A 24,133-nucleotide genomic window follows, 5' to 3' on the forward strand; every position below is an offset into this window, starting at 1 on the left:
GGTGGATCCTCCTGGGTGAGTGTCAGACGGTTCGGGTGCAGAGCGCGGCCAGGGCCGACGCGGTGGGCGACGCGAGGAAGTCGTCCAGCTTGAGCTCGTAGCCGTGCTCGCGGTGCAGCTGCGACAACATGCGGACGGCGGCCATCGAGGTGCCGCCGAGTTCGAAGAAGTCAGCGGTTCCACCAGGTTCGCTGCCCACGGCGTGCTGCCACGCCTCGGCGAGTCCCGGCACCGATTCCGGGTCGACCGCGTCGGCGGGAGCGGCCGGTGTCACCGGCGCAGGTCCGGTGCGCACCTCCACCGAGACGCCTTCCGCGCCGAGGAACGAGTCCAGTGCCTGGCGCAGCCGTTGCCGTGCCGTGAGCGGAGGGATCGGCGGCCGCACCTCTGGCCGGGTGGCCGGTCGTCGCGAAGTCGTCTGCCGGAAGGCGTACAGGTTGACGAAACCGGTGCCCTCCAACGCGGGCACGTCGGTGAGGTGGCAGGTGAACCCGGCGTTCTCCAGCAGGTCCACGAGTGCACGCCGGTCGCTCGTGGTGTGCACCTCCATGACGACGTTGCCGATCTTCGCCAGGTCCTCCGGCCGCAGGTGGCCGAGGATGTCGAGCTCCGCCCCTTCCGCGTCCAGCTTGAGCAGGTCGACGTAGGTGAGTCCGAGCTCGTCGAACGCGTCGGACAGGCGACGGACCTCGACCGGCACCTCGATCGCGCCGCTGACCCGGTCGGCGGCGACCTGGTCGACGACGTCCGTGCCGCCCTCGTCGGCGGCGACACCGATCGCGGCACGCATCGCCGACCGGTCCGCGTCGGGGTCGGCGTTCAGGCTCGAGAACACCGAGGCCGCCGGGTAGACCGTCATGGTGGTGCGGCCCGACTCCGCTCCGACGGCCCAGGGCAGGCACGTCACCGGGAGGGCGAGGTCCTCCACGTTGGCGACCAGCGCGGCGTAGGCGTCGGGTGCGGGCTCGAAGGCCACCACCCGGCAGTCCGGTAGCCACCGCGCCATCGACAGGCAGAACATGCCGATGTTCGCGCCGATGTCCAGCACCACGGCGTCCGGGGGCAGGTCGAGCGCCTCTGGCCGGTAGGCGCGGTCGACGAGGATCTCCTGGTAGAGGTAGGTCGTCTCGTAGTGGTTCAGGTCGGTGACGACGGTCCCGTCCGGCAGTGCGCAGGTGCCCAGGCCACTCGGGGTCGGGGCGACCCACACGACCGCCCGCAGCCGGCCGGAGGACTCCACCCGCACCTCGACGTGCTCGACCCCCTTGTTGTGCTTGAGGAAATCGCGCACCCGCGTCGCCAGACCGGCGAGGTCACGGCGCCGTCGTCCCACGGCCGCCACCAGTGCGGCGGGATCCGTCTCCTCCCGCGCTGTCATGAGCGTGCCCCTTCTCGTTCGGCCGGGCTGTTCGGGTCGATGACCACCAGGAGCTGGCTGTCCGCCTGCTCGCTGACGTCGAGGGCCCGTTGGGTGAGGAAGTCGATCGCGAGCTCGTTGCGCCCCGTGGGCCGCACTCGGACGCGGGTGTGGGAGAAACCGGCGTCCGCACCTGCTTGTACCGCGGTGTCCAGCAACGTTTCCGCGACGCCCCGGTTCAACGCCCGGCAGCTCATCATCAGGGCGTCCACGTGCCAGTCGCCATCGGTCTCCCCGGCCACCGCGGCGCCCACCACGCCGTAGTCGCCGAACCGGTCCCGCAGCGAGACGACCCAGCCCGGTGCACCGTCACGCAGCGCCGCGGCCACCTGGGCGGACGTCATAGTCGCGCTGGTGAACTGGTTGGTCCTGGCGGCCAGCTGTTCGATGCGCCGCCAGTGCGCCTGCTCCGCCGGGACCACCTCGACGACGGTCTCCAGCCTGGCGTTCAGCTCCTCGGGACTGCTGACGGTGGCGACCTGCTGGGCGCGCAACGCATCGCCGCGATAGCTCTGGTTGCGCAACCGGTCCGCTTGCGTGGTGAAGAACCTGTCGAACTGGGGGCTCCTCCTCAGGACCGCGAGCGCGTCCGCGTCGTCGGGCAGGTGGACCACGCCGGTCGACGGCAGCGCCTCGGCGGTCTGCGCGCAGGTCAGGGCGTCGTCGTCGACGAGGACGAAGCTGTCGACGCCGACGCCGAGCTCCGCCGCCAGCGAGATCAGGTTCTCCCACTTGGGAAACCAGTTCACGCGCCGGCTGACGAAGTGCTCCGGGGTCAGCAGCAGGTCGCCGGCCCGTTCGGCGAACGCGCGGTCCACGCTCGCCGGGTCGTTGCGGCTGCAGATCACCAGCACGAACCCGGCGTCGTGGCGTTCCCGCAGGAACCGCTGGACCTGCCGGTACCGGTCGTCGATCGTGAGCTCGGCCGGGTCGAGATCGCCGCAGGCGCCACCCCACAGCGTGTAGTCGCAGTCGACGGCGATCACCTTGCGCGGCTTGGCACGCAGCGATGCGACCACACGCGACAGTCCCAGTGCGACCGCCGCGAACGCCTCGTCGGTGAACGGCACGTCGGCGAGCGCGGCACCACGGGTGTCGAACGGATCGGCGACGCCGTAGGCGTGGAACCAGTCCGCGGCCCGCACCGCGGCGAGGCCTTCCACTCCCGTCAGGTGGCCGATCATCTCCAGGTCGCCGGCCTCCGAGGAGTCCGGGAACACGCACACCACGAGGTGGCTCGAGTGGCGTGCGGCGAAGTCAGCCGCCGCGTCCGCCACCTGCCTGACCCCCGCACCCGCCCAGTCGCCCGGCCGCGTCAGCACCACGTTCACGCCGGTGGTGTTGCGCGCGAAGGCGCTCCCGGGATCGAGCAGCTGCTCCACGACCTGCCCGTACGCCGCCGGCGTGACCGTCCCGGCGAACCCGGGGTCCTCGTTGAGGTGGTCGAGCAGTGCGATCAGGGGCGTACTCGTGAAGCTGGACGCGACCACGACGTCGGGTTCGTCCGCTAAGTCTTCGGTCGAGTTTCCGACCATCATCTCTCCTTTCCGAGCATAATTTGGCAGTGCCAACTAAAGAAGGTGCGGTGTCCCGACAAGGTGTTCTTGACCGTATTTCAGAACAAGCGCTGTTCAGCGCCCTGAATCAGAGATTTCAGCTGCGAACTTCGTGATCGGGGCACGTCACGCGAATCTCGGCGTCACCGAAAGCCGCGTCCACGAAATTGCAGTGGTACGGGCGCGATTCATCCCCGGGATGGGCGTTCGGGACGAAGAAGCGACACGTGGGACACATTCGCGAAGTCGGGATCAGGCTGCGGCTCTCGAGCTCGCGCATCAGCCTCGTGCTGACGCGGAGAATCGCCGCCAAGTCCTGGGGGGACAAGGTCTCGACCGCCTCGACGAGACTTTCGGAGAAGACGTTCACCCGCTCCGCCTCCGCCTCGCCCGCGGGTGTCAGCCTCAACAGCCGGGCCCGTGCGTCGGCCATGTCCGCGGTGGCGTCGACCAGCCCCTTCTTCCGCAGCACCCGCACCGCGTCGGAGATCGTCGGCGCCGTAGATGCCAGCGCCGTCACGATGTCGCTCTGCCGGAGCACGGCCGAGTCGCGCCGGAACAGGGCGATGATGTCCGCCTGCAACGGGCTGAGGTTGTGCGGACCGGCGTTGCGCACCGCTTCCATCCGCGTGGCCTGACCGAGCCTGGCCAGCGCGGCCAGCAGCTGGGTGTTCGGCGGAAAACCCGGCACGTCCGGCATGTGATCGGCCTTTCCGCTCGACGCCCCGCGGCGTGATGTCGCGAATGGATCCTACGCGCCCGAGATCAACAGCAGCCCGCCGGTGAGCAGGGCGGCTGCTTTGACGATTTCGAACAGGACGTAAACGAGGTGCGCTCTTGAACGAGGGAGCTGTTCACCGGCCATGGCCCTGGTGGTGCGACGGGTCAGCCTGGGCCGGACGAGGACGAGTTGCGCCGCCAGCACCACCACGGCAATCACAATCGGGATCACCGCGTCCGTTCCGGCCGCCCCCGCCACGAAGATCACCACCAGAATCAGCGCGAGAACGGATTCCACGGTGTTGAGCGCACGAAAGACCACTCTGCCGATACCGATCCCGATGCGGACGGTGACGTCAGGAGCGCGGAACCGCAAAGGCGCCTCGATGAACGAGATGGCCACCACGTGCCCCAGCCACAGGAACACCACGGCGAGCACGGCAGCGACCGCGGTGGTCACGGCGCGCCCTCTGCTCTCGATCCGGTTCTCACTCGTTCTCCCATTCCCCGTGTTATTTGGCAGTGCCAATCATCTTGCCGATGACGGTCCGGCGCAAGGGGTGATCGCCTCGGCGAGACTCAGCTCACATCCGAAACGCGGCCCTGCGACGGGCGGTGGGACGAACAGGACGCGGCCGGCCGGTTCGCTCACCACGCACGTGCCGCCGATGCTCGCGTCGTGGAGCGCCTCAGGCGATTGACGGCGTCTTCGCCGTCAGCTCTCGTTGTCTCCAGACCGCGCGTACGCGTGGCTCGCCTGGACGAGTCGCCACACCACTTCGAGCTCGTCGGCATCGCGCGGCCCGAAGAGCATCACGAGCGTCGGGTGGGCGAGACCCAGTGCCACAGCGGGATGTCGCTCTCCCCTGCCGGTCGCGATGACCTCGCGGGCCACGGCCGACGGCAGCGCGAGGTGGAGGCTGCCGCTGCCGTCGCCGTGCAGGTGGGTGAACTCCGTCTCCACCAGGAAGGCGTCGGCGGGTCCCGTCGCGGTGGCCTGGTCGAGGTGCAGGGCACGCGACGAGGGCATGGAGATCTTGCTCCTGCCGGTCCGGATGCCGGTCAGCGCGGCCATCCGGCGCCACAGCTCGGCCTGGATGCCGGCCGGGGCGAACTGGTCGAGCTGCACATGTGGCGTCTCCGGGGTCGCCCGTGGTGGAGCTGGTGTTCGGGCGCTGGACCTCGCACGTCCTGTGGACCTTGGCGAACCACGGCAGGATGAGGTTCGGCGAGCTGCGGGAGCACATTTCGGCCGTCACGCCCAAGGTGCTGACCCAGCGGCTGCGCCAGCTGGAGCGCGACGGGTTCATCTCGCGCGCCTACCACCCCGAGATGCCGCCGCGCGTCGAGTACGAGTGCACGCCGCTGGCGATCTCGCTCCGGCCGATCTTCACCCAGATCGTCGAGTGGTCCGACGCGCACCTCGACGACGTGCGCGAGGCTCGCCGGCAGTTCGACGGCGGTGTCGCGGCAGATCAGCTTTGAGCGTCCACAACAGACCTGGTCATGGCGTGCGCGCTGCCGAGGTACGTCGCGGGGTCGCAGAGCCGCTCGATCCGTTCCGCGCCAAGCGTTTCCGCGACGACCGGGTGTGCCTGGAGCTCGGTGGCCAGGTCGCTGCCGCTGTCGATCACGCGGCTGCACGCGGCGTACACGAGCTCGTGGGCCTGCTGGCGGCCGAGAGCCGGGGCGAGCGCCATCATCACGGCCTCCGCCATGACGAGGCCTCCGGTGAGGCCGAGGTTGGCGCGCATCCTGTCCTCGTTCACCCGCAGACCGGCGATGAGGTGCGTGGTCTGGGCGAGCGAGGAGGACAGCAGCAGGAACGCCTCGGGGAGGACGGCCCATTCGACGTGCCACGGGCCGGTGGCGCGCTCGAAGTCCTGCACCATCGCGTCGAGCATCGCCGACGCCTTGTCCCGCAACAACTTGGCGGCGGCGACCACCAGCTCGCTGGAGATCGGGTTGCGCTTCTGCGGCATGGTGGAGCTCGCGCCCCTGCCAGGGGCGAAGGGCTCGGCCAGCTCCCCGAACTCGGTCGAGCAGAGCAGCGCCACATCGGCTCCGATCTTGCCGGCGGACCCGCCGATCGAGGCCAGGAGGCCGACGATCTCGACCAGGCCGTCGCGGGCGACGTGCCAGGTGATCTCCGGGTCGCGCAGGCCGAGTTCGGCCGCCAGTTCGGCGCGCACCCGCAGGCCCTCCGAACCGAGTGAGGCCAGAGTGCCCGCGGCACCACCGAACTGCACCATCAGGTCCCGTTCCCGCACGGCGGCGAGGCGGTCGGCGTGGCGGTCCAGCGCCGAGAGCCACACGGCCACGCGGTAGCCGAACGTGATGGGCAGGGCATGTTGCAGGTGAGTGCGTCCAGCCGTGATGGTGTCGATGTGCGCCGCCGCCAGGTCACGCAGACATGCCCGCAACCGGTCGAGCTGCGTTTCGACCAACCCGAGGGCGGCGGAGCACTGGAGCATCATCGCGGTGTCCATGACGTCCTGGGTGGTGGCGCCCCAGTGCAGGAAACCTCCTGAGGCGCCGCACTGCTCGGCGAGCTGCCTGACGATCGGCAGAACGGGATAGCCGACGTTCTCGGTGTCCACGCGGAGCCGTTCGCGGTTCAGGAGCGCGGAGTCGCACGACGCCGCGATCTCCTCCGCCGCCTCCTGCGGGATGACTCCGACTCGTGCCTGTGCCGTCGCCAAGGCGACCTCGGTGCGCACCACCGCGTCCACAAAGGACTGGTCGTTGAACACCGCGCGCATGTCCGGCGTCCCGAACATGTCGCGGAACAGGAACGAGTCGAACACCGTGCTGGCCGCCATCACACCCGCTCCCCCGCGTCGATGGCGACGTACTTCTGCTCCAGGTACTCGTCGATGCCCGTGTTGCCACCCTCGCGGCCCACACCGGACTGCTTCATCCCGCCGAACGGGGCGCTGGGATCGGACACGTAGCCGCGGTTGAGGCCGATCATGCCGGTCTCGAGCTCCTCGACCATGCGCAACGCCCGGCCGAGGTCCTGGGTGTAGAGGTAGCTCACGAGGCCGAACTCGGTGTCGTTGGCCACGCGCAGCACCTCGGCCTCGGAGGTGAAGGTCTGGATCGCGGCGACCGGACCGAAGATCTCCTCACGGCTGATCCGCGCGCCTTCCGGCACGTCGGTGAGCACGGTGGGCGGGTAGAAGTAGCCGGGGCCGTCCGGGACCTCTCCTCCTGCCCGCAGCCGTGCGCCCGCGCCGATCGTCTCCCCGACCAGGTCCGCGACGCGGGACCGCTGCCGGTCGTCGATCATCGGACCCATGTCGGTCGCGGGATCCGTTCCCGCTCCCACGACGATGGAACCCATGCGCGCCACGAGCTTCTCGCTGAACTCCTCCGCGACGCCGGCGTGGACGTGGAAGCGGTTGGCCGCGATGCACGCCTCGCCGACGTTGCGGAGCTTGGCGGTGATCGCGCCCTCCACTGCGGCGTCGACGTCGGCGTCGCGGCAGACGATGAACGGCGCGTTGCCGCCCAGCTCCATGGAGGTGCGCAGGACGGTGCCGGCCGCCTGGGCCATCAGCAGCCTGCCCACCGGGGTGGAGCCGGTGAAGGACAGCTTGCGCAGCCGTCCGTCGCGCAGCAGCGGTTCGGTGACCGCCGCGGCCTGCGTGGTCGGGACGACGTTGAGGACGCCGTCCGGCAGCCCGGCCTCCCTCAGCACGTCCGCCAGGGCCGCCGTCGTCAGCGGTGTCTGCGCCGCGGGCTTGACGATCATCGCGCAGCCGGCCGCGACGGCCGGGCCGATCTTGCGCGCGGGCATCGCCAGCGGGGCGTTCCACGGGGTGATCAGCAGGCAGGGACCGACCGGCTGACGCGTGACCAGCACGCGGGCGGTCCCGTCCTCGCTGATCTTCCAGGTGCCGTCGATCCGGACGGCCTCCTCGCCGAACCAGCGCAGGTAGTGGGCGCCGTAGGTCACCTCGGCCCTCGACTCGGCCAGCGACTTGCCCATCTCGAGGGTGATGAGCAGGGCGAACTCGTCGATGCGCTCGATCAGCAGGTCGTGCGCCCGGCGCAGGACCTCACCGCGGACGCGCGGAGGGGTGCCCGCCCAACGGCGTTGTGCGGCGTCGGCGGCGTCGAGCGCGGCCAGGGCGTCGGCCGGCGTCGCGTCGGCCACCTCGCACAACGCCTGGCCGGTGGCCGGGTTCTCGACCACGAACGTCCCACCGCCCGTGGCCGGGCGCCACCGCCCGGCGACGAGCAGTCCTTTCCGGACTCGGTCGATCACGTCACTCCTCCTCGGTCAGCGCGGCGACGATCTCGTCGGCCATCGGGGCGCTCGACGCGGGGTTCTGGCCGGTGAAGAGGTTGCGGTCCCGGACGGTGTAGGCCTGGTAGGCCGGTCCACCCGAGTGCAGCGCGCCCTTCTCCCTCAACGCGCCGGCCAGCAGCCAGGGAGCGTTTTCGGCGGTACCGAACAGTTCCTCCTCCTCGTCGGTGAAGGCCGCCATCTTCCGGCCGGCGAACACCCACGCGCCGTTCCCGTCGACCGCGGAGAGCAGCCCGGCGGGTCCGTGGCAGACCGCACCGATGACCTTCCCCGCCGCGTCCGCCTCGACGAGCAGCTTGCCGAGGTCGGCGTCGCGGTAGAGGTCCACCACGGGGCCGTGGCCGCCGGGGAGCACGACGGCGGCGTAGTCGCCGGCGCTGACCTCGTCGAGCTTCAGCAACGGGCCGAACTCCCGCAGCGCGCGTTCGGCGTGCTGGACGTGGTGCGCGCAGTCCGGACCCGCGATCTCCGGGTCGGCGCTGTGCGCGTCGAGCGGCTGGAGCACGCCGCCGGGCGAGGCGAAGTCGACGGTGAAGCCCGCCTCGGTGAACTTCTCGTGCGGGGCGGCCACCTCCTCGGCCCAGTACCCCGTCGGGTAGGCGGAGCCGTCGGTGCGCTCCCAGACGTCGGCGGCGGACATGACGATCAGGATCTTGCTCATCTGCTGGTTCCTCTCCGGAAGGCGGATCAGGCGGGGAAGTCGCTCGCGGACGCGGTCAGGGCGGCGGCGTCGAGGTTCGCCTGCAGCGCCTGGACCTTGGCCGTGGCGTAGGCGTGCGAGTCAGACCCGAGGACCTGGCGCAACGGCCCCTCGCCGGACACGACGCGCTCGATCATCAGCCGGGCGCCCCTGACCGGGTCTCCGAGCTGGTTCCCCTGCAGCTTCAGGTGGTTCTCGACCATCTCGCGGATCGCCGGGTAGGCCGCGGTGGTCTCGTCGGGCAGCGCGAGCGAGTCGGTGGTGAGGAAGTCGGTGCGGAAGTACCCGGGCTCGACGATGGTGACCTCCACGCCGAACTCGGCGACCTCACCGGCGAGCGCCTCGGTGAGGCCTTCCAGCGCGTACTTGCCGGCGCAGTAGAGCCCCCAGCCGGGGACCGAGGTCAGGCCGAGCACCGAGGACACGTTGACGACGTGGCCGCGGCGCTGCTCGCGCAGGATCGGCAGGGTGGCGCGCAGGACGTTCCACACGCCGACGACCTGTACGTCGAGCATGTCGCGGACATCGCGGTCGGTGGTCTCCTCCACCGCGGCGAGGTAGCCGTAGCCGGCGTTGTTGACGACGACGTCGAGGCCGCCGAAGCGTTCGGTGGTCTGCCGGACGGCCTGCGCGACGGCGGCTTCGTCGCGCAGGTCGACGGCGAGCGGCAGCAGCCGGGTGGTGTCCGCGCCGGTGCCCAGGGAGTCGAGGAGGCGCTCGGTCGAGCGGGTGGTGGCGGCGACGTTGTCACCGCGGTCGAGGAGCTGACGGACGAGTTCGAGACCGAGGCCGCGGGAGGTGCCGGTGACGAACCAGGTGGCGGGGCGTTCAGCGGGGAAGGTCATGGCTCAAGACTGGTCCAGGAGGAAGTCCTCTTGGGACGCATCTCGGGCCCTGTGCGACCTCGGACTCGCGAACCCAGGACTGAGAGGTCCACTCGCAGACCCGGGTCCTCGACGACAATGGGGTCATGACCGGTCTCAACCGCGAACTCGCCGACTTCCTGCGACGCGCACGCAGCCAGGTCGACCCCTCCCGAGCCGGCCTGCCCTCCGACGGCAGGGTCCGGCGCGTGAAAGGCCTGCGGCGCGAGGAAGTCGCCCTGCTCGCCGGCGTGTCCACGGACTACTACGCCCGGCTCGAACAGGGCAGGCGCATCACCCCGTCGGCGGCCGTCGTCGAGGCCATCGGCCGCGCCCTCGAACTGGACGAGGCAGGGCGCACGCACCTGCGGGACCTGATCGGCCTGCCCACCAACCCGTCGCCCCGCCGTTCGCGCGCCGTGCAACGGGTCCGCCCCGGTCTGTACCAGCTGATCGACGCGCTCGACGGCGAACCGGCGCTCGTCCTCGGGCGGCGCACCGACGTGCTCGCGGCGAACCGGATGGCGAAGGCGCTGTTCGCGGACTTCGACAAGATCCCGCCGAAGGAGCGCAACTACGCGCGCTGGATCTTCCTCGACGAGGACGCGCGGTCGCTGTTCGTCGACTGGCGCGACCAGGCCCGCGCCGCGGTGGAGAGCCTGCGGTTCGAGGTCGGCAGGGATCCCTCCGACGCCGCGACGACCGCCCTCGTCGCCGAGCTCCGCGACCGCAGCCCGGACTTCGACCAGTGGTGGGAGCAGCACCGCGTCCACCAGCGCACCTACGGCTCGAAGCGGCTGCGCCACCCGCTGGTCGGCGAGCTGACCGTCGACTACGAGTCCTTCGTGCTCCCCGGCGACCCGGACACGATGCTGTACGTCTACACCACCGAGCCCGGCTCGCCGTCGAGGCAGGCTATGGACATCCTGGCCAGCTGGACGGGGTCCGGTGCGCGGCTGAGCAGAGAGTCCTGACGGTGCCTACACATCATCGAAACGGCCGTCGAGCTCTCCTTTGGGCAGCACCTCGGTCGAGTTGTGCTCACGGACGATCCGCCACCCGTCGGCCGTGCGGCGCCAGACCAGCGAGGTCGTGGTGCGGATGTCCGTGACGGCTTCCGGCGTGACGATCCGCGCCACGAACCGCAGCGTGGACGCGGCCAGATCGCCGTCGGCGAGGGCGTGCGGACCGTCGTCGACGGCGTGGTGCGCGGAGAGCATCCCGCGGAAGGCGGGCTCCCAGATCGAGCCGTACCCGGCCGCGGTCGTCGCCACCCGGTGCTCGGGGTCGAAGTCGTCGTAGAGGCGCAGATCCGCGGAGCCGAAGTCGTAGAACTCGCCGAAGACGCGCCGGAAGCCGAAGGGCTCGTCCCCCTCGCGACGGTCCCAGCCGAACACCCACCGCTCGTGCAGATCCGCGATCACCTGGTCGTTGTCCATGATCTCGACGCTAGGACCGCGGGCGTGCTTCCGGCAGGACGCGTCACACCCACCCACCGCCTCGGGAACCGGACGGGCTCCTCAGCCGACCGCGAACCTACTGCGGGCTCCACGCCGCCAGACGAACCCGCAGGCGCCGCAACGCCTCCGCCGTCGACTCGGCAACGACCGGAGCGGTCAAGGCACACAGCGCGAGGTCGATGTGCTCCAGCACGGCCGCACGGGCACGCAGGCTCGACTGCGCGAACGCCTGGAAGTACTCCTCGGCCACGGTGTGCACGTTCCCGTCCAGGTTCCCGGAGATCAGCGCGTCGGCCAGCATCGCGTCGGCCGGCGTGACACGGGACCAGAAGTCGGGCCGTCGCACCGCGCGGGCGGCAGCTGTGGATCCCGCGATCAGCCTCCGAGCCTCCTCCTCGGCGAACGGTTGCCGTTCGTCGCGCTGGCGCACCAGCCAGCCGAGCACCACCACGTTGAGCGCCGGGTAGAAGTGGATCGAGCCGTTGCGTTCGCGGTAGAGGTCGACGGCGAGCTGGTACGCGTCGCGCGCGTCAATTAGTGCGCTGGTCAGCATGGCCGGATCGTTCGCCGCGCACAGCGCGCGTCTGCGGGCGACGCTTCCGCGCAGCGAGTGGCGCTCCGGTGTCCTGCCCATCCGCAGCAGGAGGTCCGCCGAGGAGTCCGCGAGCCTGAGCAGCTCGGCTGCCTCCGGGCCGGGGTCGTCCGGGCGCTGGATGCGTTCGACGGCCCACTTCGCCCTGATGTTCAGGAGTTGCTCGAACGACCTCACCGAACCCGATGCGTCCCAGTCGTTCTGTGCCGCCTCGTAACAGGTGACCGCGTTCTCGTAGCGCGCGAGCAGCGCCCAGACGTCGCCGGCCGCGGCCAGTTCCCTGCCTCGCAGCCATTCGCGCGGTGTCGCTTCCAGCAACGCCTCCAGTTCCTTGGCCAGTGCCGTCGCCACCACGTCCGGTGCGTCCTCCGCGCGGCGCTTGAGCGCCTCGAGCTCGTCGGCCAGTTCGCGCGGAGCCACCAGCTCCTCCCGCCGCGCTGTCCCTCCCGCCGCCGGGTCCAGGCGGAACGCGGGCGGTCCGTACACCTGGTACGCGCCCCACGTGTTCGTCGAACGGTGGTGTTCCCACACGGCCTTGCGGGCGTTGAGGCTCGCGATGCCCAGCTCGTTGCCGTCCAGCAGTTCGCCGTACATCGTCGTGGCGAACCGGAACGCCGCCTGGTCGTCGACCGCCCAGCCCGCCGCGATGACGGCTCGCACCCCGTTCTCGATCAGCTGCCGCGAGATGCTGGACGCCAGCTGGTCCGCGCGGGGTGTCTCGCGGTCCTTCAGCCGCATCGCGCCGAGGTGGCAGCAGTTGAGGAAGACGACGTCCGGCGTGGTGCGCATCTTCGCGATCTCCAGCGCGCTCAGGTAGACGCCGTCCCCGATGACCACTCCGCTGCGCGACCGGTCGTCCGGGTCGAAGTGGCCGTGCCCGGCGATGTGCACGATGCGGTACTCGTGCCGGAACAACGCGTTGAGGATGGGCACGACGTCGTCGTCATCGTCGGTGTCGCCGATGATCGAGGTGACGTCGTAGCCCTTCGACCTGAGCAGCCTCGCCACCTGCCTGGCCTCCTCCCGCGCCGCGGGCAGCGCCGGCATGCCGGTGCGGGCGGGGTCGCCGACGACCAGTGCCGCGTGCCCGGACGACGGACGGGTCGTCTCGGCGAACGTGCGCGTCTCCAGCCGGCGGATCACCCCGACCTCGACGGCGAGCGGCTGCACGTCCAGGTCGTGCGACCGGCTGGCGAGCATCTCCAGGGGCAGCGCTCCCGCCTCCTCGTCGATGAGCAGCAACAGGTTCTCGCTGCCGTATCCCTGTCCCTTCAACGAGTTGGGGACGAGCAGCTCGTAGAGCGTGTTGTACAGCTGCTCGTCCGGGTGGTGATCCGTCATCGCCTCGGTCACGAGCGCGTCCAGCAACTTGCGCTGGGCGGTGTTCACCCGCTGCTCGGCGCGGGCGGAACGGCCGATGCTCGTGAAGGACAACGCCCCGAGCCGCTTCTGGTCGCCCTCGTGGTCTTCCGCGACGATCCGGACGGTCCGCCAGATCCCCTCGCGGTAGGTCGACGGCGCACCGGGCTTGCCGTCGAAACCGCTGAGCATGCGGCGTTCCACGACGACCTCGCCGCCCGTCACGTCGAGGGTCTGCGCCAGCCGGACGGCCGCCTTCGTCGCCTGGATCGCCCGCTCCTCGTACAGCTCGACGATCTTCAGCTCGTCGATCACGACGCGCGAGCGGAGGTCGTCCAGCCGTCGGTTCGCCTGGCGCACACCGGACACGATCGACGTCAGCGAGTTCTCGACCGGCATCGGCGGCACGAGCGCCGTGCCCACCAGCACCGCCGAGATCGACAACGGCTCCGGTGGCTCGCCCTCCGCCGTCCGGTCCTCCCGGATGGCGGCGAGCCTCAGCACCGCCTGCGTGACGCCCGCGGTCAGCGCGCCCGGCGTCAGGTCGCCCGCGTCACCGAGTCCGATGACCATCCCTGCCGGTCCGTCGGAGGCGTCGAACACCTCGCACGTGCCGAGCCTGCCCGGGTACTGGCGGAACGCCGCGCGCCGCTCGAGTGCCCCCTTCAGGTGGGAGTCGAGCGCCTTCTCCGCCCCGCTGATCGGCGTGCCGTCCTGGTGACCGACGAGCACCGCGCCCCCTTCCCAGCGCAGGTCCCCGTGGACGACACCGACCTTGAGCACCCTCCGCCGCGTGGCCGAGCGCCCGCCGCCCCACGCCAGGCGCACGAGCTCCGCCGCCGTGGGCAGCACCAGGCGTCCGCGCGGGTCGACGAGCGGGCCCACCACTCCCGGCTTGGCCGTCGGGTCCGCGAGCAGCTTGCCCGGCGGTCGCCCGGCGAGGAGGTCGAGCACCGCGGACACGGTGTCCGGGTCCGAGGGCAGGTCCGCGTGCGGCACGAGCGCGAACCACGTCGCGGGCCTGTCCGCGCGGTCTGCCGGGCGCGGGGCGAACCCGTCGCCGTTCGGGGAGACCTCGTACTCGCCGTCGTCGTTCTTGCCGCACACGGTCTGCTCAGCGCTGCCGTACACCGCGCTGACGCCCGTCCAGCTGGGAGGCATCAGGGCGTTCCGGCGCCCGGCGCCCTCGACCGGCAGCAGGTCGTGCAGGATCGGCCACCCGCTGAGCCACTCCCCGACCTTGGCGGCGTCCGCGCTGTGGTCGAGCAGCGCCATCGCCGCGGTGAACTTGTCCCTGCCCTCCAGTCGCGCGCCGACGAGCCAGCTGCCGTCCAGCGGCGGCCCGAGCAGCACGGCCCGGCCACCGGCCCTGTTCCACTCGGACCGCAGGTCGCCCGACGCCAGCGCGGCGAGCAGCACCAGGCAGCCGGCGCCGTGCGCCACCACGTGCGGAGCGCCGGGACGCAGCCGTTCCCGCAGGTCACGTGCCAGTTCGGCGGCCAGCTCGTCGAGGCTTCGGCGCGAGTCGAACCTCCACGTCGTGAGGGCGTGCCGACCGCCCAGGGCGGACTGCAGCACCGAGTAGCCGTCGACGAGCTGATCGGGGATCCCCTCGCGGCCGGTGAGGACCGCTTTGGGGCGGCGGCCGACCAGCTGCGCCAGATCCGGCCACACGACCTGGCCCCCGCACGCCAGGGTCGAGCCGAACAGGTCGGGGACGAGCAGCACCTCGCCGGTGACCTCACCGGCCTCGCCGCGCTTGACCGGCCACTGCGGCGGCGGGGCCTCCTCGAAGACCTGCGCGCCGTTGCCCGCGAGCCAGTTCTCCAGCGCCTGCCGGCTGTCCTCGTTGGCGAAGTAGCCGCCGTGGTTCACCGACGGTCCCTGGAAGAACGCGCGCCGGGAGGCCGTCCGGCCTGCTCCGCCGGACATCGACGACGTCGGCACCACGAAGTCGTGGTCCTCGCCGTAGAACAGGTCGGCGCCGCGCACCAGCAGCCGGTTCAGCACGCCCCTGCCCTGCACGTCGCCCGCGATGGAACCGAGCCCGTCGTCCAGCGGTGGCGCCGCGAGCAGCATCCGCAGGAACGGCGACTCCGGCATCTGCGCCTCCAGCCCCGGCATGACCCTGGGATCGGTGCGCTGTTCCAGCATCGTCAGCAGGAACTTCTTGACCAGCGCCGCCATCCCCGTCTCGCGCAGCACCGGGACGAGGTTGAACACGTTGAACAGGAACGAGGCCCAGCGGTCGATGCGCCCGGACGCCAGCGTGGTGCCCATGGCCGGGCAGGCGACGCGCACGAACCGTTCGACCCGGATGTCGCGCTCGCGGAGCGCCTCGCGCAGCAGAGGCAGGGTCGTCCTGTCGGGGTGGTCGCGCACCTGGGCGTAGGCGTCGAGCGACGGATCGTGCCGTGCCGCGTAGCTCAGCACCTCGCCGACCAGTCCGCCGCGCGAATGGCTCACCAGGTGCAGCGGTGCTCCTGGCAGCATCCTCACGGCGTCCAGCGCGTTCTGCGCCGGTGTCTGCCCCAGCGTCGCGTGCTCGAACGCCAGGACCCTGCCCTCGTAGCGGTCGACGATCCGTTCCCACTCCCGCGTGCCGCGCAGCCGCCCGAACGCCGCCTCCGTGTGCGAGAACGTGCCGTGCAGCAGGACCAGGTAGGGGTCCTTCCCGGACCGCGGCGGCTCCTTGCACCGCCCCTTCTTCTCCAGGAGCAGCTTCGCGTCCACCTCGTACAGGCCCCGGACCTTGGGCTTGCGGCGGCGCACCGCCTCGTCGGCGTCGTCGGCCACCGGCGCGTCGACCCAGCTCGTGATCGTCTCGACGGCCTTGCGCGCCACCGGTGAGAGCACGAACCCGGACAACCTCCCGGCGACCAGGCCCGCGCCCGACCGCGTCAGCTCGGGCCCGAACACGGAGTCGAGCTCGCGCACGGCGTTCTCGACGCCGGCCGGCAACGCGATCTTCGACCGCCGCACGCTCGCGATCCGCGACCCCTCACCGCGGGTGCGCTGATCGAGGAAGGCGGTCACGTCCGGCGGCACCGCGCCGCGCGTCGTGCCGCGTGCGATGCCTGCCAGCGTGGCGGCGCGGTAGAAGGCGACGATGCCGTCGGTGTCCTCGACCTCGACCACGTCGTCGTCATCGCCGGCCAGCACCACGGGATCGGTGTCACCGCGGCTGACGCCCGCGACCTCGACCTCGCGCCGCACGACGTAGCCGACGTCAGCGCCGTAGAGCTCCGCGAAGTCGTCGCTCGTCGCCGGCTCCTCCGCCGTTCTCCCGTGGACGGTGAACTCGGCCATGGGCACCCGCTCTCCTGGCGCTTGCCGCCTGCGGTGGTTCCTCGTTCCGGCGCACCGGCTCGTTACAGCGCACGGAACAGAGCGGCGAGGCAGGGAACGCGTCCTGAACCGCCTTCGAGAGGGCCGACGTGGTGTCGGCCCTCTCGAAGGCGGTTCAGCGGGAGGATCAGATCTTGCCGACCGCCACGTCGGCGAGGTTCACGCGGGACGACCTGAAGTCCACCTTCGTGTGCTCGGACGGGGTCGCCGAGTCCTTGGCCGGAACGACCTCGGAACTGATCGGCAGGCCGTTGTCGGCGCTGACGGTGAGGATCTGCGAGCCGTCACCACCGAGGATGGCGGCGTTCGCGGAGAGGGTCAGCGCGCGCTGGCCGTTGACCTCGGTCTCGCCGACGGTCACCTCCTTCATGGTGGCGAGCAGCTTGAGCACACCCGCGCGGACCTCGGCGTTGTGGGCGCCGACGAACAGGGCGGACGTGGCGTTGCTCCACAGGTGGTTGTCGATGAGGTTCTCCAGCGCCTTGCCCGTCGGGCGAGGCTTGGGAGCGGGCGCCTCCTGGCCGATCTTGCGGAGGACCTCGGCCCTCTCCGCCTGGGCGGCCGCCCACGCCTTGTCCGCGTCGGCAGGGCTCATACCGATCCCCAGCGCGTTGCCCGATGCGGTGATCATCTCGGTCCTGGCCTTCTCCACGTCGCCGTTCGCGGCGAGGCGGGCCGCCGCCATCAGCTTCCTGTCGAACGGCTGGGCGTCGTCGTCGTTCTTGGTGACCGAGGCCGCCAGGGTCTTCGCCGAGTCGCCCCTGAAGACCTGGCCCGTGTCCGTGTAGACGGTGTAGTACTCGTGCCGCGACTTGTCCGGCGCGATCTTCGTGTTGATGATCAGCGACGAGTCACCGGCCTGCGGGGCGCCCCTGACCGCGGAGGCGAGCTTCACCAGCGGTGACTCGACCACCTGCGGGGCGGCGTCGACGGAGCCGGTGGGCTCGGCCGGGGTGCTGCCACCCGTCGTGGCCATCACCACGGCCGCCGCGACAGCCGCCGCGCCCACGGCGGCGATGCTCGCCTTGGGCCAGGAGAACCAGCGCCTCGGTCGCACGACCGTGTTCGCGGGTTCCGTCATCGCCGTCTGCAATGCCGTACGAGCACGGTCGTAGGCCTCGGGACTCGGGGACGGCACATCACTCAGCTTCTTCATCAGGTCCATTTCATCCATGAGTCGTCTTCTCACGTCGTCGGGACTTGCAGCAGCGCGGCCACTTCGGGGGCCTCACGCAACGACTTGCGCGCCTGGTGCAACAGGCGGCGAGCCGTGCCGGCCGGGATGTCGAGCACCCGCCCGGCCTCCGCGACGGTCAGGTCCTCCCACGCGACCAGGCCCAGCACCTCTCGTTCCACCGGTTTGAGCCGGGCCAGTGCCCTGCGCAGCAGCACCTGCGTGTCCACGCGGGCGTCCACCGCCGGCCAGGGGTCCCAGCCGCTCGCCACACCGGTGAGGTCCGGAGCCGGAGCTTCTGCCGGTTCGGACCGCCAATGCCGCCGCAACTTGTTCAGCGCGACGCCGTACAGCCACGGCCTGGCTTCGGGATAGGAGAGGTCATAGGTCGCACGGGACTCGTAAGCCGCCACCCACACGTCGCCGAGCACGTCCTCCGCGGCCTGGCGCCCCACTCTGCGCGCCAGGTAGTTTCCGATCGCGGTCTCGTGGCGGCTGATCACTTCCGCGAAGGCATCGGTGTCTCCGCGCAGCGATCTGCCGATCAGTTCCGCGTCTGACGACATGAAGCTCCTCGGGTTTCGCTTTCGCCCTTGCACCCCGTCTTTGCCAACGCGCGCCGAAAGCGTTCAGGTTGTCTCACCCGATGACGAACGCCGCTGGTCAGACGCCGGAGCGCCCCGACGTCAGCGGTGCGGCCGCAAGCCCCGTGCCGCCGCGAACCGGTCGGCTGCCTCGTGCAGGTCCACCATGGGCGGCGGGTAGCCGAGCGCCTCCCGTTCGTCCTCGGGGAGCTTCCACGGTTCGTGGACGTACCGCGGGTCAACCCCGGCCAGTTCTGGCAGGTAGCGCTTGACGTAGGCGCCGTCCGGGTCGTAGCGGCCGGCCTGCGCGAGGGGGTTGTGCACGCGGTTGGGGCGGGTGTCGGTGCCCGTCCCCGCGACCCACTGCCAGTTCATCTGGTTGTTCGCGAGGTCGCAGTCCACCAGCAGGTCGATGAAGTGCTGGGCGCCGCGCCGCCAGTCCAGGTACAGGGTCTTGCACAGGAAGCTCGCCGCGATCAGGCGGGCGCGGTTGTGCATCCAGCCCTCGCGGGCGAGCTGACGCATCGCCGCGTCGACGATCGGGTAGCCGGTGCGGCCGTCCCGCCACGCCTCGAAGTCGTGGTCCGACTGGCGCCAGCGGTCGTCGCGCGTGCGGTAGTCCTTCGTGGCGGACGCGGGGCGGGCGGCCAGCACCTGGTGGTGGAAGTCGCGCCACGCCAGCTGGCGGGTGTAGGCGCGGGCGCCCTCGGACGCGGTGCCGGTGCGGTCGAGCAGCTCGGTCACCGACACCGTGCCGAAGTGCAGGTGCGGGGACAGGTGGGAGGTGGCGTCGGCGGCCAGTGCGTCGTGCGTGTCGGCGTACTCGTGCACACCGGCGCGCACCCAGCTCGCCATCAGCTCCCGGCCGACGGTCTCGCCGCCCTCCGCCAGGTCCGGTGACGGGGTGCCGTGGTGGAGCTCGCCCGGCAGCTCACCGCTCAGCTCGGGCACGGTCAGCCGCACCGGCGCACGCAGGACGCCGCGGCGGTGCACGGTCTCCCACTTGCGGAAGTACGGGGTGAACACCGCGAAGTGGTCGCCGCCGCCGGACGGGGTGAGGGACAGCGGCGGGACGGCGTTGATCGACGCGTCGTGCACGTGCAGGTCCACGCCCAGCTCCGCCAGGGCTTGCTCGCGGCGGCGGGCGTACCTGCTGACATCGGCGGCGACGTGGATGTCGGTGACGTCGTGCGCGCGGACGATCCTGGCGACCTCGTCGGCGGGATCCCCCTTGCGCACGACCAGCTTGCCGCCGCGCTCGCGCAGCGACGCGTCCAGATCGGTCAGGCAGCGGCTGAGGAACTCGGCGCGGTTGGCGTTGAAGAACGAGGACGAGGTGATCGCGTCGTCGAGCACGAACAGCGGGATGCACCGGTCCGCCGCGGCCGCGGCGTGCAGCACCGGGTTGTCGTGGACCCGCAGGTCACGGGTGAACAGGGCGATCGCCGTCGTCATCGATGAGCGATACCCGGCGGCCGCATCGGGCAACCGCGCCGTCCCTCGTTCGTGAATGGACGGTTGCGCGACCCCGAAAACGGGCACGTCCATGCGCGTGACGACCGACCACGAAGACTTGCTGCACGCGCACCTCGACCGCGAGGCGCAGGAGTTACTGGACCCGCACCACCACCGTGCGAGCGCTCACCTCGGCGACACGCTCGTCGTCGACCCGGAGCAGGTGCTCGAGAACGTCGCGATGGCGATGGAACGCCTCGACCTCGACATCAGCACACCGGTCAGCATCGAGGAGGACGTCGCGACCCTCGAGGAGCTGGTCGCGATGGTCGAGCACTTCGGCAGAGGCGCGACGCTCATCGCCCACACGCTCAACACGGCCGCGCGCGTCATGAACGCCCGCTACCCCGCCGAGCTGGTCCACCACCCGTTGCCGCACGACTGCGACCTGCGCCGGCTGTTCGACGCGGATGTCGACGAACGCAGCCAGGACGTGGCTCGGGCGGTGTTCAACCGGCGGCTGGCGGACGAGGTGGACGTGCGGGACACGGAGGTCGCGGTGGACCTCGACGGGCTCTCGTCGCAGCAGCAGATCGAGGTGTTCATGGCGGTGTTCTTCCTGTACGGCACGAAGATCGGGGCGCTGAAGAACCGAACCGGCATCGAATGAGGTGCCTCGTGATGGGCGCGACCGGGCACCTCGGGTCGCGCCTCGTGCCGCAGCTCCTCGCGCGCGACCACCAGGTGGCCGTGCTGGTGCGCGACGGCACGCAGGCGACGTTGTTCCCCACCAACGTGATGGTGCACGTCGGCGACGCCAAGGACCCGCGGGCGGTCCGGAAGGCGTTGACGGGCAACGACGTCGTGTACTTCCTCGTGCACTCGCTGGACCGGCCGGACTTCGCTGAGGCCGACCGCGAGGCCGCCGCCGTGCTGGCGACCGCGGCGGAGAAGGCGGAGGTGCGGCAGATCGTCTACGTCGGCGGGCCGCGCCCCGACTCCCCCGCCCCGTCGGCGCACCTCGCCTCCCGGGCCGAGGTCGGTGACGTCCTGGCCGCGGGACGGGTGCCCGCACTCGTGCTGCAGGCATCGATGGCCATTGGCAACGGCTCGACGAGCTTCGAGCTGCTGCGGTCGTCCGTGCGCCTCACGCCGTGGGTGGCGGTGCCGTCGTGGATGAACAACACCAGCTGGCCGGTCGCGGACACCGACGTCGTGCACTTCCTGGTGGCCGCCGCGGACCTCGCGGAACCGGTCGACGGCGTGTTCGACGTCCGCGGGCCCGAGCAGCTCAGCTACCTGGAGCTGGTGCAGCGGTGCGCGCGGGTGCTGCGGCTCCCCGTCCGGTTGCCGGTGCCCGCGCCGGTGTGGTCGCACAAGCTCGCCGCCTGGGCGGCCGGGCTGGTGACCCCGGTGGCGGCGGGGGTCGCGGAGTCGTTGTTCGAGTCGCTGGACCACGACCTCCCGTCGGACGGCCGGCCCGTCACCGACGTGCTGCCCGCCCCGCCCGGCGGCATGACGAGCGTCGACAACGCCATCCGCGCCGCGACCACCCCGGAGGCCGACAAGACCGGCGGCGAGGTGTTCACCGAGGAACGGACGGTGCTGACCGACGCGTCGCCGGAGGACGTGTGGCGCACGGTGAACGCGTTGGGCGGCAAGGACGGCTGGCACACCATCCCTCTGGTGTGGACTGTCCGGGGCGCGATCGACCACCTGCTCGGCGGCATCGGCCTGTACCGCGGCCGCGCGCCCGAGGTCGGGGAAGGGGACGTGGTCGACTTCTGGACCGTCGTGCACCGCGACGACGAGGCGAAGCGGCTGGTGTTGCGGGCGGACATGAAGATGCCCGGCCACACGGTGCTCGACATGCGCGTCGACCGCGAGGGCGGCCGCACGCGCTACCGGCAGAAGATCACGTTCACCGCGGACGGGTTCCTCGGCCAGCTGTACTGGGTTGCGCAGAAACCTTTGCACGACGTCGTGTTCGCGACGATGGCGCGCGGGATCGTCAGAAAAGCCTCTACGGCATGATCTGCGCATGCGCAGCTCACTGTTCAACCACGAAGAGAAGTCCGTCGAGCCCGGAAGCTTCCAACTGCAGAACGAACGCATGCTCAAGGTGGACCTCACCGGCAGCGGTGGCTTCTTCTTCGCCAAGCAGGGGTCGATGGTCGCCTACCAGGGCGACGTCGACTTCGCCTACGAGGGCGCCGGCGGCATCGGCAAGCTGTTCAAGAAGGCCTTCACCGGTGAGGGCATGTCGCTGATGAAGGTGTCGGGCAGCGGAGACGTGTTCCTCGCCCAGGACGCCGACGAGATCTTCGTCCTCTACCTGGAGAACGAGAGCGTCACGGTGAACGGCAGGAACGTGCTCGCCTTCGACAGCACGCTCAAGTGGGACATCAACCGCACCGAGGGCGCGTCGATGCTCAGCGGCGGCCTGTTCAACACCACCTTCACGGGCACCGGGGCGCTGGCCGTCACCGCCTACGGGACGCCGGTCGTGCTGAACGTGGACGTGCCGACCTACGTCGACATGCAGTCCGCCGTCCTGTGGTCCACCTCGCTGCAGTCGTCGGTCCGCAAGACCGCCAAGCTCGGCGCCGTCATCGGACGCGGCTCCGGCGAGGCGTACCAGCTCGCGCTGTCGGGTCAGGGCATCGTCGTCGTGCAGGCCTCGGAAGGCCACCCGATGCCGACCGCGCAGTGACGCTCGTGCTCGGGTGACCGCGGTGAACTCATCGGCCGGGGACCGATGAGTTCACACGGCCGCCGCGGTCAACCCATCGCCCCAGAGCGGAAGGAAGCCCCCATGACCCAGCTGGTGAAGGTCCAGAACTTCGTCGTGTCGCGGGACGGGTTCGGCGCCGGTGAGGACCAGACCCTCGACAGGCCGTTCGGCCACGCCGACCCCGGCGCGCTGTTCGCGTGGGCGGGTGCCACGGCGAGCTGGCCCAACCGCACCGACCCCGGTGGCAGCCGCGGCCTCGACGACTACCTGACCCGCGACTTCGCGCACAACATCGGCGCGGAGATCATGGGTGCCAACAAGTTCAGCCCGCACCGCGGCCCGTGGGAGAACCACGACTGGCAGGGCTGGTGGGGCGACGAACCGCCGTTCCACACGCCGGTCTTCGTCCTGACCCACCACGAACGGCCGTCGTTCACCTTGTCCGACACGACGTTCCACTTCGTGAACGGCGACCCCGCGGACGTGCTGGAGCGCGCCAAGGAGGCCGCGCAGGGCAAGGACGTCCGGATCGGCGGCGGCGCCACCACCATCCGGTCGTTCCTCGACGCCGATCTCATCGACACCCTGCACGTCGCGGTGTCGCCGGTCGAGCTCGGGCACGGCGTGCCGCTGTGGAAGACGCCCGACGAGCTGCTCGACCGGTTCCACGTCGACGTCGTGCCCAGCTCGAGCGGCGTGACCCACCACCTGTTCTGGCGGAAGTGACGTCAGGCCGCCGGTGTGAGCACGGTGCGGTCGAAGGGTCCTCCGTGCGCGGCGGCGTGGGTGACGGCTTCGTTGACCTGGCCGAGGCCGAACGTGGTGATCTGCTCGGCGGCGAGGTCCAGGACGCCTGAGGCGATGAGGCGGATCATGCCGGTGTTCGCCGTGCGCGGGTACATCCACTGCCCGCGCACGGTGACCGAGTTGCGCATGATCCACGGGTAGGGCAGGGCCAGGTCTTCGCCGCCGAGCATGCCGACGCCGCCCATCAGCACGACCCGCCCGTACTCGCGCACGGTCATGGCCGCCGCGCGTGCCACCGAACTGGGCGCCTGGGGCGGCAGCAGGTCGAGCACCACGTCGACAGGACGGCCGGCGGCGGCGACCATCGCCGCGCGGTCGGCGTCCTCGTCCCCGCTGAGCTCCACCGGGCTCACCCGTGCGCCGAACCGGTCGCCGAGCAGGTCGAGCACCTCCCGGTTGCGGCCGGGCACGACCACGCGCCCGGCGCCCATGGCGAGCGCGACGGCCACCGCGATGCTGCCGAGGTTGCCGGTCGCGCCGCTGACCAGCAGCGTCTCCCCCGCCTCCAGCCCGCCGGCCAGCAGTCCGCCGTAGGGGATGGTGTACACGCTCAGCACCGACCACCGCACGGGATCGGCGTGCGCGGGGAGCGCGTACACGTTCTCCGTGGGCACGCGCATCAGTTCGGCGAACGACCCGTCGTGCAGGTACCGGGCCAGTCGTGCGCCGCCCTCGCCGCGGGAACTCCAGCCCTGCAAGGTGATGTCCGGCGTCAGAGCGTCGTCACGGGCGCGCACCGTCGAGTCGCACCACACGAGGTCGCCCACGTTCAGCTTCGTCGCATCCGGACCGATCGACACCACTCGGCCGACGCCTCCGACGCCTGGCACGACCGGCGGTTCGAGGGGGTAGCGCCGTTCGCCGCTGAACACCTCGGCCGCGTATGGAGGCACGCAGGTCGCGAGGACCTCGACGACCACCTCACCGCCTCCGGCCTGCGGGCCGGGCACGTCCTGCACGGCGAGCGGAGAGCCGAACGCCGTCAATGTCGCTGCTAGCACGGAAGAACTCCTTCTGTCTGTTCCTCCTCCACGCTAGGAACGGAGCCG

The 24,133-nt window shown here is 70.9% G+C and carries 21 protein-coding genes; 6 read left to right on the top strand and 15 right to left on the bottom strand.

Annotation, left to right across the window (positions count from 1 at the left end; translation table 11 throughout):
- Nucleotides 1–22: 22 nt before the first annotated feature.
- The 5 genes from VM306_RS07975 to VM306_RS07995 all read right to left on the bottom strand — a co-directional run bounded on the left by VM306_RS07975 (nt 23) and on the right by VM306_RS07995 (nt 4,822).
- Nucleotides 23–1,378, bottom strand: coding sequence for an FkbM family methyltransferase (locus VM306_RS07975; RefSeq protein WP_325512532.1), 1,356 nt, complete (start codon nt 1,376–1,378; stop codon nt 23–25).
- Entirely contained in the window at nt 1,375–2,952 is a 1,578-nt protein-coding gene (locus VM306_RS07980; protein ID WP_325512534.1) for an HAD-IIIC family phosphatase, read from the bottom strand. Before VM306_RS07980 ends, VM306_RS07975 begins: the two co-directional genes overlap by 4 nt.
- A gap of 118 nt (nt 2,953–3,070) precedes the next feature.
- A complete protein-coding gene (locus VM306_RS07985; RefSeq protein WP_325512536.1) occupies nt 3,071–3,673 on the bottom strand; it encodes a MarR family winged helix-turn-helix transcriptional regulator in 603 nt (200 codons plus the stop codon).
- A 51-nt stretch (nt 3,674–3,724) separates the two neighbouring features.
- Nucleotides 3,725–4,153: a hypothetical protein gene (locus VM306_RS07990; RefSeq protein WP_325512538.1), complete on the bottom strand. Its 429-nt coding sequence runs from the start codon at nt 4,151–4,153 to the stop codon at nt 3,725–3,727.
- A gap of 255 nt (nt 4,154–4,408) precedes the next feature.
- Nucleotides 4,409–4,822, bottom strand: coding sequence for a luciferase family protein (locus VM306_RS07995; RefSeq protein WP_325512540.1), 414 nt, complete (start codon nt 4,820–4,822; stop codon nt 4,409–4,411).
- Nucleotides 4,823–4,824: 2 nt separating this feature from the next.
- On the opposite strand from VM306_RS07995, the gene VM306_RS08000 reads away from it, so the two are divergent.
- Nucleotides 4,825–5,178, top strand: coding sequence for a helix-turn-helix domain-containing protein (locus VM306_RS08000; RefSeq protein WP_325512542.1), 354 nt, complete (start codon nt 4,825–4,827; stop codon nt 5,176–5,178).
- On the opposite strand, the gene VM306_RS08005 is transcribed toward VM306_RS08000, so the two are convergent.
- Genes VM306_RS08005 through VM306_RS08020 form a run of 4 tightly spaced genes read right to left on the bottom strand, consistent with a single transcriptional unit; the run spans nt 5,169 to nt 9,553 of the window.
- Nucleotides 5,169–6,515, bottom strand: coding sequence for an adenylosuccinate lyase family protein (locus tag VM306_RS08005; RefSeq protein WP_325512544.1), 1,347 nt, complete (start codon nt 6,513–6,515; stop codon nt 5,169–5,171). The two genes, VM306_RS08000 and VM306_RS08005, sit on opposite strands and share 10 nt — an antisense overlap.
- Entirely contained in the window at nt 6,515–7,966 is a 1,452-nt protein-coding gene (locus VM306_RS08010) for an NAD-dependent succinate-semialdehyde dehydrogenase (protein ID WP_325512546.1), read from the bottom strand. The genes VM306_RS08005 and VM306_RS08010 overlap by 1 nt, the downstream gene beginning before the upstream one ends.
- Before the next feature lies 1 nt (nt 7,967).
- Nucleotides 7,968–8,669 (bottom strand): type 1 glutamine amidotransferase domain-containing protein, encoded by a 702-nt coding sequence (locus VM306_RS08015; protein WP_325512548.1) that lies wholly within the window; start codon nt 8,667–8,669, stop codon nt 7,968–7,970.
- A gap of 26 nt (nt 8,670–8,695) precedes the next feature.
- Complete coding sequence (locus VM306_RS08020; RefSeq protein WP_325512550.1) at nt 8,696–9,553, bottom strand: SDR family oxidoreductase; 858 nt, start codon at nt 9,551–9,553, stop codon at nt 8,696–8,698.
- A gap of 125 nt (nt 9,554–9,678) precedes the next feature.
- On the opposite strand from VM306_RS08020, the gene VM306_RS08025 reads away from it, so the two are divergent.
- Nucleotides 9,679–10,545 (top strand): helix-turn-helix transcriptional regulator, encoded by an 867-nt coding sequence (locus VM306_RS08025; RefSeq protein ID WP_325512552.1) that lies wholly within the window; start codon nt 9,679–9,681, stop codon nt 10,543–10,545.
- Nucleotides 10,546–10,551: 6 nt separating this feature from the next.
- Here VM306_RS08025 and VM306_RS08030 read toward each other — a convergent pair whose 3' ends face one another.
- The 5 genes from VM306_RS08030 to VM306_RS08050 all read right to left on the bottom strand — a co-directional run bounded on the left by VM306_RS08030 (nt 10,552) and on the right by VM306_RS08050 (nt 19,543).
- Entirely contained in the window at nt 10,552–11,010 is a 459-nt protein-coding gene (locus tag VM306_RS08030; protein ID WP_325512554.1) for a nuclear transport factor 2 family protein, read from the bottom strand.
- 97 nt (nt 11,011–11,107) lie between these two features.
- Nucleotides 11,108–16,291, bottom strand: a complete 5,184-nt coding sequence (locus VM306_RS08035) for a CHAT domain-containing protein (protein ID WP_325512556.1) — start codon at nt 16,289–16,291, stop codon at nt 11,108–11,110.
- A 166-nt stretch (nt 16,292–16,457) separates the two neighbouring features.
- Nucleotides 16,458–17,504, bottom strand: coding sequence for a hypothetical protein (locus VM306_RS08040; RefSeq protein ID WP_325512558.1), 1,047 nt, complete (start codon nt 17,502–17,504; stop codon nt 16,458–16,460).
- 11 nt (nt 17,505–17,515) lie between these two features.
- Entirely contained in the window at nt 17,516–18,070 is a 555-nt protein-coding gene (locus tag VM306_RS08045; RefSeq protein ID WP_325512560.1) for an RNA polymerase sigma factor, read from the bottom strand.
- A 120-nt stretch (nt 18,071–18,190) separates the two neighbouring features.
- Entirely contained in the window at nt 18,191–19,543 is a 1,353-nt protein-coding gene (locus VM306_RS08050) for a deoxyribodipyrimidine photo-lyase (protein WP_325512562.1), read from the bottom strand.
- Between the two features lie 97 nt (nt 19,544–19,640).
- Between VM306_RS08050 and VM306_RS08055 the strand changes: the two genes are divergently transcribed.
- From VM306_RS08055 to VM306_RS08070, 4 genes are all read left to right on the top strand, one after another.
- Complete coding sequence (locus VM306_RS08055; RefSeq protein WP_325512564.1) at nt 19,641–20,213, top strand: hypothetical protein; 573 nt, start codon at nt 19,641–19,643, stop codon at nt 20,211–20,213.
- A gap of 11 nt (nt 20,214–20,224) precedes the next feature.
- Nucleotides 20,225–21,577, top strand: coding sequence for a DUF2867 domain-containing protein (locus VM306_RS08060; RefSeq protein ID WP_325512566.1), 1,353 nt, complete (start codon nt 20,225–20,227; stop codon nt 21,575–21,577).
- 7 nt (nt 21,578–21,584) lie between these two features.
- Nucleotides 21,585–22,256, top strand: coding sequence for an AIM24 family protein (locus tag VM306_RS08065; RefSeq protein WP_325512568.1), 672 nt, complete (start codon nt 21,585–21,587; stop codon nt 22,254–22,256).
- Between the two features lie 102 nt (nt 22,257–22,358).
- Nucleotides 22,359–23,003: a dihydrofolate reductase family protein gene (locus VM306_RS08070; RefSeq protein WP_325512570.1), complete on the top strand. Its 645-nt coding sequence runs from the start codon at nt 22,359–22,361 to the stop codon at nt 23,001–23,003.
- A gap of 2 nt (nt 23,004–23,005) precedes the next feature.
- Here the strand turns inward: VM306_RS08070 and VM306_RS08075 are convergent, their stop codons facing one another.
- Nucleotides 23,006–24,085, bottom strand: a complete 1,080-nt coding sequence (locus VM306_RS08075; protein WP_325512572.1) for a zinc-binding alcohol dehydrogenase family protein — start codon at nt 24,083–24,085, stop codon at nt 23,006–23,008.
- Between the last annotated feature and the right edge of the window lie 48 nt (nt 24,086–24,133).

It is taken from the genome of Lentzea sp. (assembly GCF_035525475.1).
Lineage (GTDB): Bacteria > Actinomycetota > Actinomycetes > Mycobacteriales > Pseudonocardiaceae > Lentzea.

Excerpts from the sequence above, each read along its gene's own strand:
- VM306_RS07975 (WP_325512532.1), bottom strand. The coding sequence starts at position 1,378 with ATGACAGCGCGGGAGGAGACGGATCCCGCCGCACTGGTGGCGGCCGTG.
- VM306_RS08035 (WP_325512556.1), bottom strand. The coding sequence starts at position 16,291 with ATGGCCGAGTTCACCGTCCACGGGAGAACGGCGGAGGAGCCGGCGACG.
- VM306_RS08005 (WP_325512544.1), bottom strand. The coding sequence starts at position 6,515 with ATGGCGGCCAGCACGGTGTTCGACTCGTTCCTGTTCCGCGACATGTTC.
- VM306_RS08065 (WP_325512568.1), top strand. The coding sequence starts at position 21,585 with ATGCGCAGCTCACTGTTCAACCACGAAGAGAAGTCCGTCGAGCCCGGA.
- VM306_RS08060 (WP_325512566.1), top strand. The coding sequence starts at position 20,225 with ATGGGCGCGACCGGGCACCTCGGGTCGCGCCTCGTGCCGCAGCTCCTC.
- VM306_RS08045 (WP_325512560.1), bottom strand. The coding sequence starts at position 18,070 with ATGTCGTCAGACGCGGAACTGATCGGCAGATCGCTGCGCGGAGACACC.
- VM306_RS08070 (WP_325512570.1), top strand. The coding sequence starts at position 22,359 with ATGACCCAGCTGGTGAAGGTCCAGAACTTCGTCGTGTCGCGGGACGGG.
- VM306_RS08040 (WP_325512558.1), bottom strand. The coding sequence starts at position 17,504 with ATGGATGAAATGGACCTGATGAAGAAGCTGAGTGATGTGCCGTCCCCG.
- VM306_RS07985 (WP_325512536.1), bottom strand. The coding sequence starts at position 3,673 with ATGCCGGACGTGCCGGGTTTTCCGCCGAACACCCAGCTGCTGGCCGCG.
- VM306_RS08015 (WP_325512548.1), bottom strand. The coding sequence starts at position 8,669 with ATGAGCAAGATCCTGATCGTCATGTCCGCCGCCGACGTCTGGGAGCGC.
- VM306_RS08050 (WP_325512562.1), bottom strand. The coding sequence starts at position 19,543 with ATGACGACGGCGATCGCCCTGTTCACCCGTGACCTGCGGGTCCACGAC.
- VM306_RS08030 (WP_325512554.1), bottom strand. The coding sequence starts at position 11,010 with ATGGACAACGACCAGGTGATCGCGGATCTGCACGAGCGGTGGGTGTTC.
- VM306_RS08020 (WP_325512550.1), bottom strand. The coding sequence starts at position 9,553 with ATGACCTTCCCCGCTGAACGCCCCGCCACCTGGTTCGTCACCGGCACC.
- VM306_RS08025 (WP_325512552.1), top strand. The coding sequence starts at position 9,679 with ATGACCGGTCTCAACCGCGAACTCGCCGACTTCCTGCGACGCGCACGC.
- VM306_RS07980 (WP_325512534.1), bottom strand. The coding sequence starts at position 2,952 with ATGGTCGGAAACTCGACCGAAGACTTAGCGGACGAACCCGACGTCGTG.